General features: G+C 58.9%; 13 protein-coding genes, 3 tRNA genes, 1 other RNA gene and 1 pseudogene. 10 read left to right on the top strand and 8 right to left on the bottom strand.

Features of this window, described 5'->3' with window-relative positions:
* The first annotated feature begins 100 nt into the window (after positions 1-100).
* The 4 genes from ACP3TA_RS22675 to ACP3TA_RS22660 all read left to right on the top strand — a co-directional run bounded on the left by ACP3TA_RS22675 (position 101) and on the right by ACP3TA_RS22660 (position 1,352).
* Positions 101-568, top strand: coding sequence for a DUF1348 family protein (locus ACP3TA_RS22675; RefSeq protein WP_033633619.1), 468 nt, complete (start codon positions 101-103; stop codon positions 566-568).
* Positions 569-695: 127 nt separating this feature from the next.
* Positions 696-1,025, top strand: coding sequence for an osmotically-inducible lipoprotein OsmE (gene osmE, locus ACP3TA_RS22670; protein ID WP_004935874.1), 330 nt, complete (start codon positions 696-698; stop codon positions 1,023-1,025).
* A gap of 157 nt (positions 1,026-1,182) precedes the next feature.
* Positions 1,183-1,270: transfer RNA gene (locus tag ACP3TA_RS22665), tRNA-Ser, on the top strand.
* A gap of 6 nt (positions 1,271-1,276) precedes the next feature.
* A tRNA-Thr gene (locus ACP3TA_RS22660) sits at positions 1,277-1,352 on the top strand.
* A 236-nt stretch (positions 1,353-1,588) separates the two neighbouring features.
* On the opposite strand, the gene ACP3TA_RS22655 is transcribed toward ACP3TA_RS22660, so the two are convergent.
* Together ACP3TA_RS22655 and ACP3TA_RS22650 are read right to left on the bottom strand one after the other, a co-directional pair.
* Entirely contained in the window at positions 1,589-1,831 is a 243-nt protein-coding gene (locus ACP3TA_RS22655) for a DinI family protein (protein WP_047574299.1), read from the bottom strand.
* Positions 1,832-2,004: 173 nt separating this feature from the next.
* Positions 2,005-2,915, bottom strand: a pseudogene (locus tag ACP3TA_RS22650) (LysR family transcriptional regulator).
* A gap of 125 nt (positions 2,916-3,040) precedes the next feature.
* Here ACP3TA_RS22650 and mhbT point away from each other — a divergent pair.
* From mhbT to maiA, 4 genes are read left to right on the top strand one after another with little or no spacing between them, the layout of a single operon-like run.
* On the top strand, positions 3,041-4,390 hold the full coding sequence (gene mhbT / locus ACP3TA_RS22645; RefSeq protein WP_122004454.1) for a 3-hydroxybenzoate transporter MhbT: 1,350 nt from the start codon (positions 3,041-3,043) through the stop codon (positions 4,388-4,390).
* A gap of 19 nt (positions 4,391-4,409) precedes the next feature.
* The gene (gene gtdA, locus ACP3TA_RS22640; protein WP_069100284.1) at positions 4,410-5,447 is read left to right on the top strand and encodes a gentisate 1,2-dioxygenase; all 1,038 of its coding nucleotides are present in this window, start codon (positions 4,410-4,412) and stop codon (positions 5,445-5,447) included.
* Between the two features lie 15 nt (positions 5,448-5,462).
* Complete coding sequence (locus ACP3TA_RS22635) at positions 5,463-6,164, top strand: fumarylacetoacetate hydrolase family protein (protein ID WP_033652522.1); 702 nt, start codon at positions 5,463-5,465, stop codon at positions 6,162-6,164.
* A 20-nt stretch (positions 6,165-6,184) separates the two neighbouring features.
* Positions 6,185-6,829 carry a maleylacetoacetate isomerase gene (gene maiA, locus ACP3TA_RS22630; protein ID WP_426784443.1) on the top strand — a complete coding sequence of 215 codons (645 nt, stop codon included), beginning with the start codon at positions 6,185-6,187 and terminating at the stop codon, positions 6,827-6,829.
* A 139-nt stretch (positions 6,830-6,968) separates the two neighbouring features.
* On the opposite strand, the gene ACP3TA_RS22625 is transcribed toward maiA, so the two are convergent.
* The 4 genes from ACP3TA_RS22625 to ACP3TA_RS22610 all read right to left on the bottom strand — a co-directional run bounded on the left by ACP3TA_RS22625 (position 6,969) and on the right by ACP3TA_RS22610 (position 9,305).
* Positions 6,969-7,098: non-coding RNA, RtT sRNA (locus ACP3TA_RS22625), on the bottom strand.
* A 33-nt stretch (positions 7,099-7,131) separates the two neighbouring features.
* Positions 7,132-7,208, bottom strand: a tRNA-Pro gene (locus tag ACP3TA_RS22620).
* A 78-nt stretch (positions 7,209-7,286) separates the two neighbouring features.
* Complete coding sequence (gene yejM / locus ACP3TA_RS22615; RefSeq protein WP_033652524.1) at positions 7,287-9,068, bottom strand: LPS biosynthesis-modulating metalloenzyme YejM; 1,782 nt, start codon at positions 9,066-9,068, stop codon at positions 7,287-7,289.
* A 9-nt stretch (positions 9,069-9,077) separates the two neighbouring features.
* Complete coding sequence (locus tag ACP3TA_RS22610) at positions 9,078-9,305, bottom strand: YejL family protein (protein WP_004935782.1); 228 nt, start codon at positions 9,303-9,305, stop codon at positions 9,078-9,080.
* Positions 9,306-9,516: 211 nt separating this feature from the next.
* Between ACP3TA_RS22610 and yejK the strand changes: the two genes are divergently transcribed.
* Positions 9,517-10,524: a nucleoid-associated protein YejK gene (gene yejK, locus ACP3TA_RS22605; protein ID WP_033652525.1), complete on the top strand. Its 1,008-nt coding sequence runs from the start codon at positions 9,517-9,519 to the stop codon at positions 10,522-10,524.
* An 84-nt stretch (positions 10,525-10,608) separates the two neighbouring features.
* Here the strand turns inward: yejK and rplY are convergent, their stop codons facing one another.
* Both rplY and ACP3TA_RS22595 read right to left on the bottom strand, forming a co-directional pair.
* The gene (gene rplY, locus ACP3TA_RS22600; RefSeq protein WP_004935776.1) at positions 10,609-10,893 is read right to left on the bottom strand and encodes a 50S ribosomal protein L25; all 285 of its coding nucleotides are present in this window, start codon (positions 10,891-10,893) and stop codon (positions 10,609-10,611) included.
* A gap of 162 nt (positions 10,894-11,055) precedes the next feature.
* Positions 11,056-12,813 (bottom strand): DEAD/DEAH box helicase, encoded by a 1,758-nt coding sequence (locus ACP3TA_RS22595; RefSeq protein ID WP_206196216.1) that lies wholly within the window; start codon positions 12,811-12,813, stop codon positions 11,056-11,058.
* 316 nt (positions 12,814-13,129) lie between these two features.
* On the opposite strand from ACP3TA_RS22595, the gene rsuA reads away from it, so the two are divergent.
* Positions 13,130-13,843, top strand: a complete 714-nt coding sequence (rsuA, locus tag ACP3TA_RS22590; protein ID WP_033652527.1) for a 16S rRNA pseudouridine(516) synthase RsuA — start codon at positions 13,130-13,132, stop codon at positions 13,841-13,843.
* Positions 13,844-13,858 lie beyond the last annotated feature (15 nt).

The following is a 13,858-nucleotide window of genomic DNA, read 5'->3' as shown; positions in this document are numbered from 1 at the left end:
TCCCAGGCGATTTTCGAGTGATTGTAGACAACTCTGTCTACATGCGCTAGCGTAATGATGTAGACAGAGTTGTCTACTTGCCTATACGCAGGAGATGATCATGAGCATTAAACCCCCATTGCCGCCTTTTACCCGTGAATCCGCCAGCGAAAAAGTACGGTTGGCGGAAGATGCCTGGAACAGCCGCGATCCTGAGCGGGTGTCGCAGGTCTATTCCCTCGATACCCATTGGCGTAATCGCGCGGAGTTTGTCGACGGCCGCGCGGCGGTGGTCGCATTTTTGCAACGCAAGTGGGCGAAAGAGCTGGAGTATCGGCTGATTAAGGAACTGTGGGCGTTTGACGGCGCGCGCATCGCGGTGCGTTTCGCCTATGAGTGGCGCGACGATTCCGGCAACTGGTATCGCAGCTTCGGCAACGAAAACTGGGAGTTCAATCAGGAAGGGTTGATGATCAACCGCCATGCCTGCATCAACGACATGCCGATTCGCGAACAGGATCGGCGTTTTCATTGGCCGCTCGGTCGGCGCCCGGACGATGTCCCGGCGCTGAGCGATTTCGGCTTTTGAATCCGATGTCGCGCCCGTGCCGGCCGAACGCGAGAAAAAGCGCACCGATCGACAAAGGGGAGTTTGTAGAAAAGCCTTTCCACTTCTAGACTTAGGGGACAACAAACGTACTCCAAGAGGACAAGCTATGACGAAGAAGTTGGTTTTGGCCGTCGGCACTGCGGCGGTATTTTCCATTCTTGCCGGCTGCACCGCCTATGACCGTGCAACCAGTTATGTCAATGAGCCGGTGGTCAGCGATGTCAAAGTAGGGATGACCAAGCAGCAGGTGCGGGCGATTGCCGGTCCGCCGTCGACGTCCGCCACGCTGATCCATGCGCAGGGCACTTGCGACACCTATGCGGTTGCGCCGCGCGATGGCAAAGTGCAAACGTATTTTGTCAGCTACAACGACACGGGCCATGTCATGAACAAGGGCTATCAAACCTGTTCAGACTACGATTCGCAGCCGAAGTAATCGCCTTTCAGCCGAACATAAAAGCCTCGCTTTTGCGGGGCTTTTCATTTTTTAAGCGTTTAAGGCCTGAAGTTTAGGCAACTGCGCCGCCGATGTGATTTTTTTGCATCAAAACGATAGACATTTCATAACGGTATCGCTAATATCAGCGCCCATTGGAAGGATGGCCGAGTGGTTTAAGGCAACGGTCTTGAAAACCGTCGAGTGTAACAGCTCCCAGAGTTCGAATCTCTGTCCTTCCGCCAAATTCAGCCGGCTTAGCTCAGTAGGTAGAGCAACTGACTTGTAATCAGTAGGTCACCAGTTCGATTCCGGTAGCCGGCACCATGACAGAGGCCCCAGCAGCGATGCTGGGGCTTTTTGTTATGGTGCTTGTACGAGGAAAAGGTGCCCACGCAGGAATACACGCTTCGAAGTGCGCCAGGATTAACCGATAATCGGGGGCATGTGCCGCAGTCAGTCCTTTGACCCAAGGGGGTATTCGCTGCGGAACTGGAGGTTGAGCGGTGCGATATGCTGGTGGAAATAATAGCCGGTGGGTCAGCCCGGCTTTCAGATTGGGTTTATATATCCATAACCAGCCACTGATCCGCTTCTTCGAACATCTCTTCCAACATCCGGTTCAGCTTTTCGCGATCGCTTTTGCTGGCGTCGGAGTTCAGGCCGTTGGCCTGCATCGGTTTCACGCGCACTTCCGCCTCCGGGAACAGCGCATGCACGCGTTTTTCCAGCTCGCTGCGAATAATCTCGGCGGCGTTGGGCAGCCCAGCGACGTTGCGTTTGTCGTACACCAATTCTACAAACATGACTCACCTTTAAATACTGATTTAATGTACAGTATTCTGGCCTGAGGCGCTCGGGTTGGCAAGAGGCGGCGCAGAATTTTACAAGGGGCGTTTATTCTTGCGCGGCGTGCGGTAAAGCCCGCCGCTGAATCCCCGTTCTGCGAGAAAAGGGAGCCGTCGCGTTAAGGCGATTTTTATCTGGCCTGCGTCAGCAGCTGCAAAAAGCGGCTCAGTGCGGCAAAAGGCGGCTCGCTGTTGCGCCAGAAAACACCCACGCTGCCTTTCTGCTCTATCTTCGGCAGGTTCAGGATCGCCAGTTGCCCCTGGCTGGCATAACGCTGCGCCAGCCGTAGTGAAAGAATGGAGATCATGTCGCTGCTTTGCAGCAGGTTGGTGCTGACGTTCATCGATGCCGATTCAACCGTGTTTTCAGGCAGCATCACGCCGTTATCTGCCAACGCATTATCGATGCTGAGGCGGATTGGCGTGCCGGTCGGCCAGACTATCCAGCGCCAGTGGGTGAGATCGTGCCAGGTGAGGGAGGCGGATTTTGCCAGCGGATGGTGAGGGCGGGCAACGAAGCATACCGGTTCGGTGTAGAGCACTTGATAGTTGAGCGGCAGTTGCAGCGCCCGCCCCCCGACGCGGCCCACGACGACATCCACCGCGCCCGCGAGCAGATCGTGCAGCAGGGGGTCATCACCTTTTCCTCAATATTGAGATGCAGCGTCGGCATTTCTTGCAGCAGGCTCAATATGGCCTGCGAAACGCAGTCGGTCGCCACCGGCGAGCAGCCGATTTTCAGGCTTCCCACCAGCCCGCCTTGCTTAAAGCGGGCGATTTCAGACTGCGAACGCTCCAGATCATTGATCAAACGCTGCGCATGCTGAAGCAGCAACTTCCCCCCCTCGGAGGGGCGCAGCCCTTTGCTATGCCGCTCAAAGAGCGTGATCCCAATCTCATCTTCGAGCTGCGACAGCCATTTTGACAGAGCGGGTTGGGAGATGTTCATCATCCGCGCAACGTGGGTCAGATTTCCCTGTTCACCCAATGCCACCAACATTTGCAGATGGTGCAGCTTCAATTTCTGCGCCCAGTTCGCCATTTGTTATAACCCTCCGGTTATGTCTCCGCCCGAAAAGCCATTGTACATTTTATCGCTAAAGATACAAATTCGTAACATACCTAAAACAACACAGACATCTCTCTATCTGCTCCGAGGCGCTCACTATGACTCAACGGCGTGATTTACAAGCACTGATCGACGCAGCCCCTATCGGCAAGACGCAGTGGCGCGTCATTCTCTGCTGCTTTTTGGTGGTGATGCTCGATGGTTTTGACACTGCCGCCATTGGTTTCATCGCGCCCGACATCCGCGCCCAGTGGCAACTGTCCGCCGGCGAACTGGCCCCGCTGTTTGGCGCGGGGTTGCTGGGATTGACGGCGGGCGCGCTGCTTTGCGGCCCGCTTTCTGACCGCTTTGGCCGCAAGCGCGTCATCGAACTTTGCGTGGCGCTGTTTGGCACGCTGAGCCTGATTTCGGCCTTCTCCCCCGATCTGCAAACGCTGGTCGTTTTGCGTTTTCTCACCGGCCTGGGCCTGGGGGGCGCGATGCCGAACACCATCACGATGACCTCTGAATATCTGCCCGCTCGCCGCCGTGGCGCGCTGGTCACGCTGATGTTCTGCGGTTTCACGCTCGGTTCGGCCCTGGGCGGGATCGTCAGCGCCCAACTGGTGCCGAGGGTGGGGTGGTCCGGCATTTTGGTGCTCGGCGGCGTCTTGCCGTTGATGCTCTTTGCGGCGCTGCTGTTTGCCCTGCCGGAATCCCCGCGCTGGCAGGTTCGCCGCCAACTGCCGCAAAAGGTGATTGCCAAAACGGTCAGCGCCATGACTGGCGAGTGCGATGAAGAGACCCATTTTTATCTGAACGAAGCCGCCACGGCGGCCAAAGGCAGCATCAGCCCGCTGTTCGCCGGCCGCCAGTTGCGCATCACCCTCATGCTCTGGGCGGTTTTTTTCATGAGCATGCTGATCATCTACCTGCTCTCCAGCTGGATGCCGACGCTGCTTAACCACCGCGGTATTGATCTGCGGCATGCCTCCTGGGTAACCGCCGCTTTCCAGATAGGCGGCACGGTGGGCGCGCTGGGGCTGGGCGTGTTGATGGACAAATGCAATCCCTTCCGGGTGTTGGCGGTGAGCTACGCTTTGGGCGCGGTGTGTATTGTCATGATTGGCCTGAGCGAGAACGGCCTGTGGCAAATGGCGCTGGCCATCTTCGGCACCGGCATCGGCATCAGCGGGTCGCAGGTCGGGCTGAATGCTTTGACCGCCACGCTCTATCCGACGCAAAGCCGGGCGACGGGCGTCAGCTGGTCCAATGCCATTGGCCGCTGCGGCGCGATTGTCGGCTCGCTTTCCGGCGGCGTGATGATGGCGATGAATTTCTCATTCGATACGCTATTTTTCATTATTGCCCTTCCGGCGGCGCTCAGTACGGTGATGTTAATGCTGCTGACGGCTGTCGTTCGTCTGTCTGCCCCAGCCCCTGACACGTTGCCTCGCGCAGCGTCGTGAATGAAAAAGGAGAATCCCTATGCCTGAACGCCATCAGGATGTTAACCCCAGCCGCCAGCAGTTTTACCGGCAGATTTCCGGGCAGAACCTGACCCCGTTGTGGGAGTCGCTGCACCATCTGGTACCGTCAACGCCGAATGCAAACTGCGCCCCGGCTTACTGGAACTATCAGGAGATTCGCCCGCACCTGCTGGCCAGCGGCGAGTTGATTGGCGCCAAAGAAGCAGTGCGCCGCGTGCTGGTGCTGGAAAACCCGATGTTGCGCGGACAAGCCGCCATCACCCCGACGCTGTACGCCGGATTGCAGTTGATCATGCCGGGCGAAATCGCGCCGAGCCATCGCCATAATCAGTCCGCGTTGCGTTTTATCGTCGAAGGGAAAGGGGCATTTACCGCCGTTGACGGCGAGCGAACGCAAATGCATGAAGGCGACTTCATTTTGACGCCGCAGTGGCGCTGGCACGATCACGGCAATCCCGGCGCTGAGCCGGTGGTATGGCTGGACGGGCTGGATTTGCCGCTGGTGAACCTGCTGGGCTGCGGTTTCGCGGAAGACTATCCGCAAGAACAGCAGCCCGTGACGCGCCGGGAGGGGGACTATTTACCGCGTTATGCGGCCAATATGCTGCCGCTGCGCCATCAGAAAGGCAACTCATCGCCCATTTTCAACTACCGCTACGATCGCAGCCGCGAAACGCTGTACGACCTCACCCGCATGGGGGATGCCGACGAGTGGGACGGCTACAAGATGCGCTACGTCAATCCGGTGACCGGCGGCTATCCCATGCCCTCGATGGGCGCCTTCCTGCAATTGTTGCCGAAAGGCTTTTCCTCACGAAAGGCGCGCACCACGGACAGCACCCTCTACCACGTGGTGGAAGGGCGCGGCCAGGTCAGCATCGGCAACGAAACCCTTCACTTTTCGGCAAAAGATATCTTTGTGGCGCCGACCTGGTTCGACGTGTCGTTTCAGGTGGATGAAGACACCGTGTTATTCAGTTTTTCGGACCGGCCGGTTCAGGAAGCCCTGGGGCTGTTCCGTGAAGCACGTTATTAATTTGGGAGAGACAAAATGACGCAATACGTATTTGCACCGCCAGCCCCCGTGACTGTTCCAGTCGTGGGGAGTGATAAACAGTTCCCCGTGCACCGTGTCTACTGCGTCGGGCGCAACTATGCCGCCCATGCTCGCGAAATGGGCTTTGATCCGGATCGTGAGCCGCCGTTCTTCTTCTGCAAGCCTGCCGATGCGGTGGTGCCGGTGGCGGCCGGCGAAACGCTGGCGCTGCCGTATCCGGCGCAAACGGACAACTATCACTACGAAATCGAACTGGTGGTGGCGATTGGTAAACGGGGGAGCGATATTCCGTTGGAAAACGCGCATGAATATATCTGGGGATATGCCACGGGCCTGGACATGACCCGCCGCGATCGGCAGATGGACATGCGTCAAATGGGGCGCCCATGGGAAATCGGTAAGTCGTTCGATCTCTCTGCGCCCATCGCGCCACTGCATAAAGCCGGCGACAGCGCAGACGTCAACCATGCGCCTATCTGGCTGCAGGTCAATGGCAGCGATCGTCAGCGCAGCGACATCCGTCATCTGATCTGGTCGGTGAATGAAACCATCAGCTATCTGTCCGGCTTTTTTGAGCTGCAGCCCGGCGATCTGATTTTTACCGGCACGCCGGAAGGGGTGGGGGCGGTGGTGAAAGGCGATGTGATTACCGGGAATGTAGAGGGGCTTACCCCTATCGCCGTGAAGATTGTCTGAGGCTGATTCTGAGGTGAATGATGAAGCTGTACAGTTTTTTTAATAGCTCTGCGTCCTACCGCGTGCGCATTGCGCTGGCGCTGAAAGGTATCCATTACCAGACGGTGGGCGTCAATATTCGCATCGGGCAGCAGAATGAGCTGGCTTATCGGCGTATGAACCCGGTCGGGCTGGTGCCGACGCTGCTCACGGACGACGGCGAGTCTCTCAGCCAGTCGCTGGCGATTACCGACTGGCTGGATCGCCATTTCCCCCAGTCGCCGCTGTTGCCGACGGCCGATCCGGCGCGCAGCCGGGTACTGGAAATCGTTTATGTCATCGCTTGCGATACTCACCCGGTCAATAACCTACGGGTGTTACGCTACCTGAGTGAAGAGCTGAAGGTGAGTGAGGAAGAGAAAAAACGCTGGTATGCGCACTGGATCCGGCAAGGGCTGAGCGCCGTGGAACAGCTGTTGCTCCAGAGGCCGCCAGGGCCCTTCTGCGTTGGCGGCAGCCCGACGTTGGCAGATTGCTGCCTGATCCCTCAGTGGGCGAATGCCCTGCGGATGGGGTGCGATCTGAGCGGGTACCCGCGCTGTAAAGCGATTTACGACGCCTGTACTCAGCTCCCGGCGTTCATCGCCGCAGCGCCCGAAAACCAACAAGACAAAATCTCAGCCTGAGCTTGATAAGGAGAAAGGCCGTCGCGAAAGCGAGGCGCGCAATGATCGTTGGGGGAGGCAGTGGCGCAGCGGCTGCGTTCTCATCCTCTCGACGTGCAGACGAAAAAAAACCTGCTGTAACAGCAGGTTTTCTTGAATTTGGTCGGCATGAGAGGATTATGCGCATCTTCGATGCTTGCCCTGCGGGCCGTTGCTAAAGCAACGTGGTCTCACTACGTTCGGCTCAAACCTCCTTCGGAGATTCTCATCCTCTCACGTACAGACGAAAAAAAACCTGCTGTTACAGCAGGTTTTCTTGAATTTGGTCGGCATGAGAGGATTCGAACCTCCGACCCCCGACACCCCATGACGGTGCGCTACCAGGCTGCGCTACATGCCGACGCTATGAAAAATCATACTACCGATTCTCGATGTTTATGCAAGCGCCTTACCACTTGATTGCTTTAGTTTTAAGCAGTTAGTTGGCGATAAAGCGTTTTACATCGGTCAGCACCTGCAACAGCAGAGCAAGCTGCGGTTTCTCGTCTTTTATTTCATCGCCGTTCTGATCGTAGACGCGATAGTTGCCGCTGTTGTCCAGCATCAGCGTCTGCGTCGGCGTGGTGATCACCAGCTGGTTGCCATCGCCGGTTGCGATCCAGTTGTTGCGGCGCTGGGCGGTAAACAGATCTTCGCCCTGCGAATAGTCTTTCGGCGCGGTTTTCACGTGCAGCAACCGTTGCATCAAGGTACGCATCACGTCGTTATGGCCGGTCAGCTTGTTGATGGTCTGCGCCGGCGTGCCCGGCCAGTGGATCACCAGCGGCACCTGCAGCTGCGCCTGGTTGAAGGCGGTGCCGGCGCCCCATTGGCCTTTGCCGCTGTCGTTGAACTCGACGCCGTGCTCGGCGGTGATCACCACCACGGTTTTATCCAGCAGGCCGCGCTGTTTCAGGGTATCCAGCACCTGGGCTATCTGGGCGTCCACGTCCTGAGCGCCGGTGCGATAGCGTTGGATAAAATCGGCCGGCGCCGGAGTTTTAGCGCCTTCGGCCGGCTCGGCGCCGCTGAAGTTGATATAGGAGAACCACGGCTCTTTGTCGCCCTGATCCGTCAGCCAGCGTTGCCATTGCTGCGTGGTTTGCGCGTCGCTTTGCGGCGCCGGCGTCGGCAGCGAGAAGTCGGTCAACAGGGCCTGACGGTACAGGCTGGCGTTGAAGCCGTCGGACGAGAACAGCCCCAGTTGGTAACCCTGCTCGCCGAGCGCGTTGATCAGCGCCGACGGCTTGCGGCCGGCGAGCACGCTGTCCAGATAGGTCGGGGAAATGCCGTAGAACAGGCCAAACAGCCCGGTGTCGGCGTGGTTGCCCGAGCTGTAGTGATCGCTGAAGCGCACGTTTTCCTGGGCGAAACGCGTCAGCGTCGGCATATCCTGCGCCACGTCTTTGGCGCGAATGCCGTCCACCACGATCATCAGCAGGTTATAGCCGCTGCCTTTATCGCCGTAGCTGAGATCGCTGAGCGGGTACTCCACCGCCACCGCTTCCGGATTGCCCTGTTGCACCAGGCGGCGTTCATATTCCTGCTGATCGAGCAGGCCGTGTTTTTCGAGGAACTTGCGCGCGGTCATCGGGTACGAGAGCGGCAGGTTGGCCCGCTGCATGGTGATCGGGCGATAGAAGTTGGCGTCGGCCCAGATGTAAATCAGGTGCGAGGCGAAAAAGGCGCTGATGAACAGCGCCGCCAGCGGCTTGCCGAAACGGCGGCGGTTCAGGCTGCGCAGCTTCTGCCAGCTCCAGGTGCCGAACAGCATCTCCACCAGGAAGATCACCGGCACGCAGATAAACATCAGCTGCCAGTCGCGCGACAGCTCGCTTTGATCCGGGTTGACCACCAGATCCCACACCACCGGATTGAGGTGCAGGTGGAAATGGGAGAACACCTCGCTGTCGACCAGCAACAGCGTGAGCCCGGCGGTGGCCAGCGCGGCGGAAATAAATCGCAGCAGCCGCTGCGACATCACCACGAAGGTGAGCGGGAAGATCACCAGCAAGTAGCCGGCGAACACGATAAAGCTGAAATGCCCCAGCAGGCTGACCAGGGCATAGACCCGGCCCAGCAGGGAAGCGGGCCAGTCGGTGACAAACAGGTAGCGGCTGCCCAGCCCAAGGGCGAGCAGGATGTTGAATAAGGCGAACCAGTGCCCCCAGCTGATCATCTGGGAGACTTTTTCACGATAACGCTGACGGTTTGTCACCATAAATAAATATTAATGCGCTTTATCTTCACGGACAGAAGCCTGCAGGGCTTCCGCGAACGATCTCGCCAGGGTTTTCCGCTGCGCGGGGGCAACGCTGGTGTTGATCAAATTAGTGACCATATTGCCCAGCACCATCAGGGAAAGATCGGTGGGGGTATGGTGTTTTTCCAGAACATTGACCAGCTCTGAGAGCAGTTGTTCAACGTGTTCGTCACTGTAACGGGATGATTGTGGCATAAAATTGCGCTTAGTAATCTGCAAAGTGCCCTATCTTACCGTATAGGACAGTGATTTTCCGCTCTTTTATCACTTCCTGTCATTCGGGAAAGGGTTCGCCCGCGACGGGGCGGCTCACCGCTGCGCCTTTCCGGTTTGCCGCGGTTTTTTAGTATTGCAGGGCGGGGCCTTCAGTGTTTGAATACGCGCCTAAAGAACAGGAGGATTTACCATGAGTCTGGATATCGACCAGATCGCTCTGCACCAGTTGGTGAAACGCGACGAGCAAACGCTGGACGTGGTGCTGCGCGATTCCTTGCTTCCCACCAACGCGGCGGTGGAAGAAATGATGGCGGAACTGCATCGCGTCTACAGCGCCAAGAGCAAGGCCCTGGGCTTGTTCAACGAGGGCAGCGAGCTGGCGGAAGCGCTGCGCACCTGCCGCAAGGACGATAAGGACTTTCTGGCCTTCAGCCGCGCGGCGACCGGCCGTCTGCGCGACGAACTGGCGAAGTATCCATTCGCCGAAGGCGGCGTGGTGCTGTTCGGCCAATACCGTTATCTGGCGGTCGAGTACCTGCTGATCGCGGTGCTGAACAGTCGTAACAGCATGCGCGTCAACGAAGAGCTGGATATCAACACTACGCACTATCTGGACATCAACAACGCCGATATCGTTGCGCGCATCGATCTGACCGAGTGGGAAACCAACCCGGAATCGACCCGCTATCTGACCTTCCTGCGCGGGCGCGTGGGCCGTAAGGTCGCCGACTTCTTCATGGATTTCCTGGCGGCGTCCGAAGGGTTGGACACCAAGGCGCAAAACCGCGGGCTGCTGCAGGCGGTGGACGACTACTGCGCCGACGCGCAGCTGGACAAGAATGAGCGCCAGTCGGTGCGCCAGCAGGTGTACAGCTACTGCAACGAACAGCTGCAGGCGGGCGAAGAGATCGAACTGCAGGCGCTGTCGCAGGAGTTGTCGCCGGTCGGCGAGAAAGACTTCATGCAGTTCTCCAGCGAGCAAGGGTATGAGCTGGAAGAGAGCTTCCCGGCGGATCGCGGCACGCTGCGTCAGCTGACCAAATTCGCCGGCAGCGGCGGCGGTATCAGTCTGAACTTCGACGCCATGCTGCTCGGCGAGCGCATTTTCTGGGATGCGGCCACCGACACGCTGACCATCAGAGGCACGCCGCCGAACCTGCGCGATCAGCTGCAACGCCGGACCGGCAGCGGCAAGTAAGCTTGCCGAATCGCAGACAATAAAAAACGCCGCAATTGCGGCGTTCTTTATTTCGGCGTCCCGAAAGGTTCGAAAACGTAGCGATTAAACGCGAACGAAGTCGATGTGAGCCAGTTTTGGCTTGAACGGGTGACGCTGTACAGCCTGAACCTTAACTTTGGTTTCTTTACCGTCGATAACCAGAGTTACTGCTTCGCTGTAGAATTCTGGTTTAGCTTCCATGTTCTTGACAGAATCATGATCCAATTCGATGGAAACTGCAGCTTCTTTGCCACCGTAAACGATAGCTGGGAATTTGTTTGCTGCACGCAGGCGGCGGCTCGCACCTTTACCCTGGTCTTTACGTACTTCTGCATTGATAGTGAACATTGTTTTTTCTCTTAAAAGAAAATTTACCCTGCTACAGGCGACCCAAGTAGCAAGTTCGGAATTCCGCTTTAACGCTGGGCAGGCCCAGGTAAAGCGCGCGGCATTTTAACGGAAAGCCGCCCGCAGGGCAACGAAAACCTGCCCAGATTGGGGGCCGTTCGCTCAGGCCAACTGATTGGCACGGCGGAAACGGCCTTGATAATCGAACACTTTCTCACGCACCTGCCAAAACTGCCCGCGCTTGCGTGCCACCACGAAATCCGGATGGCGCAGCGCTTGCCGTTGCGCCAGCACGTCGGCGGCGGTGTGCCAGGCGAACGGCACGCCCGGCGCGCGCTGGTGCGGGCGCAGGAACAGCATCTCGAACGCTTTGCGCTGCGCCGGCGTCTGCAGGCGGAAGCGCTCGCTGGTGCTGGTGCCGTCCTCGTCGTAATAGGTGGCCTTCAGCCATTCGCCCTTGTCGTCGCGGCCGCTCTGCAATTCCATGCCGCCGCAGCGCAGCACCAGCGCGTCTTTCAGCTTCAGCGCCGCCTTCAGCATGTCGTCGGGATCGACCAACACCTCCTGACACTGATGGCAGCGGCGTGCGGCGATGTCGTTCTCCGCGCCGCAGTGCGGGCAGCTCTTGAACCGGAAGCGGTAATCGCACTGTTCGCGGTGGCCGTCGTCGTCCTCCAGCCAGCCCTGGCAGCGGCGGCCGAAGTGTTCGATGATGTCGCCGTTTTCGGTGCACTTGCCCCAGAACAGGTTGGCGAAACCGCAGGCCGGGCAGAACACCTGCACCGGCTGGCTGTCGCCGTGCGGCTTGCTGACGCCGACCTCCGGCGTAAACAGATCGTGCGGGTTGCCGGCGTAGTCGAGGATCAGGCAATCCTTTTTGTCGGGCGCCAAACGCAGCCCGCGCCCGACGATCTGCTGATACAGGCTGACGGACTCGGTGGGGCGCAGGATAGCGATCAGATCGACGTGCGGCGCGTCGAAACCGGTGGTCAATACCGCTACGTTGACCAGATAGCGCAGCCGCTGCTGTTTGAACGCCTCGATGAGCGCATCGCGCTCGGCGGGCGGCGTTTCGGCGCTGACCAGCGCGGCTTCGCCGTTCGGCAGCAGGCCGTGGATCTCACGGGCGTGCTCGACGGTGGCGGCGAAGATCATCACGCCTTTGCGATCGTCGGCGTACTCCACAATCTGGCTGATGATGTGCGGCGTGACGCGGTTTTGCCGCTTCAGCTCACGGTTCAGATCCGCTTCGCTGAACAGGCCGTTGCTTCTGGCTTCCAGCCTGCTGAAGTCATATTGCACGATCGGCATATCCAGCCGCTCCGGCGGCACCAGGAAGCCATTCTTGATCATGTAGCGCAGCGGCAGCTCGTAGATGCAGTCGCGAAACAGACTGGCGCCGTCGCCGCGGGTGAAACCGTGGTAGTGGTACTGATAAATCCAGCCTTTGCCCAGCCTGTACGGCGTGGCGGTCAGCCCCAGCAGCCGCAATTGCGGGTTGGTTTTCTGCAGGTGCTGGATGATTTGCTGGTACTGGCTGTCGTCGTCGTCGCTGATGCGATGGCATTCATCGACGATCAGCAGCGAAAAGGCGCCGTCGAACAGCGGCAGGTTGCGCGCCACCGACTGCACGCTGCCGAACACCACCTTGCCTGCGCTCTCTTTTTGTTGCAGCCCGGCGGCGAAGATGTCCGCCTCCAGGCCGTAGGCGCAGTATTTGGCGTGGTTTTGCGCCACCAGTTCCTTGACGTGCGCCAACACCAGCACTCGCCCACGGGCGCGCTTCGCCAGCTCGGCGATCACCAGGCTTTTGCCGGCGCCGGTCGGCAGCACGATCAGCGCCGGCTCGGGATGCCGCCGGAAATGGTTGATGGTGGCTTCGACCGCTTCCAGTTGGTAGGGGCGTAGGGTAAAGGCCATAAATGAACGCCGTAGGTTGGAATGGGCCGCGGGGGTTAGGTTTGTCAGCGCTGTTGCCACAGAAACGCTGACATTTTACGCCCCGGGCGACCGAGAAATGTCTATATTATGCCTTCTGAGCGCGCGCGGTGCGAGAAGCGTGAAAATTACCCCTGTCGGGCAGCGCGTTGTGCCGCTATACTCGTGTGACAGCAATCGCTGTGCCCCCACGCGATTTCCCCCCTGAGCCTGCCATTTGCACCCGGTGCAACGGCGGGCGTCATATTTTGGCAATACGATCAATGCGATCATAACAACGACAGGCAAAGCAGATCCCATGCGATTGGACAAGTTTTTATCTCAGCAGTTAGGCATCAGCCGTGCGCTGGTCGCGCGCGAACTTCGGGCTAAACGCGTCACCGTAGACGGTGAGGTGGTGAAGAGCGGGGCTGTCAAACTGACCCCGGAACAAGAGGTGGCGTTCGACGGCAATCCGCTGCAGCAGCAGAACGGCCCGCGCTATTTCATGCTCAACAAACCGCAGGGTTACGTCTGCTCCACCGACGATCCCGATCATCCGACGGTGCTGTACTTCCTCGATGAGCCGGTCGCGTACAAACTGCACGCCGCCGGGCGGCTGGATATCGACACCACCGGGCTGGTGCTGATGACCGACGACGGCCAGTGGTCGCACCGCGTCACCTCGCCGCGCCACCACTGCGAGAAAACCTATCTGGTGACGCTGGAGCACCCGCTGGCGGAAGACACCGCGCAGCGTTTCGCCGCAGGGGTGCAACTGCACAACGAGAAAGATCTGACGCGGCCGGCGACGCTGGAGCAGGTTGACGAGCATGTGGTGCGCCTGACCATCAGCGAAGGGCGCTACCACCAGGTGAAGCGGATGTTCGCTGCGGTCGGCAATCGGGTGATCGAATTGCACCGTGAGCGCATCGGCGCCATCGTGCTGGATGACGATCTTGCGCCGGGCGAATATCGCCCACTGACCGAAGAAGAGATCGCCAGCGTGGGCGCGCCGCACCTGCAGGACTGATAACCGATCATTGAT

This window comes from Serratia sp. 2C06 (assembly GCF_050037615.1).
GTDB classification, from domain to species: domain Bacteria; phylum Pseudomonadota; class Gammaproteobacteria; order Enterobacterales; family Enterobacteriaceae; genus Serratia; species Serratia ureilytica.
This window is presented reverse-complemented; position numbering and strand designations above follow the sequence as displayed.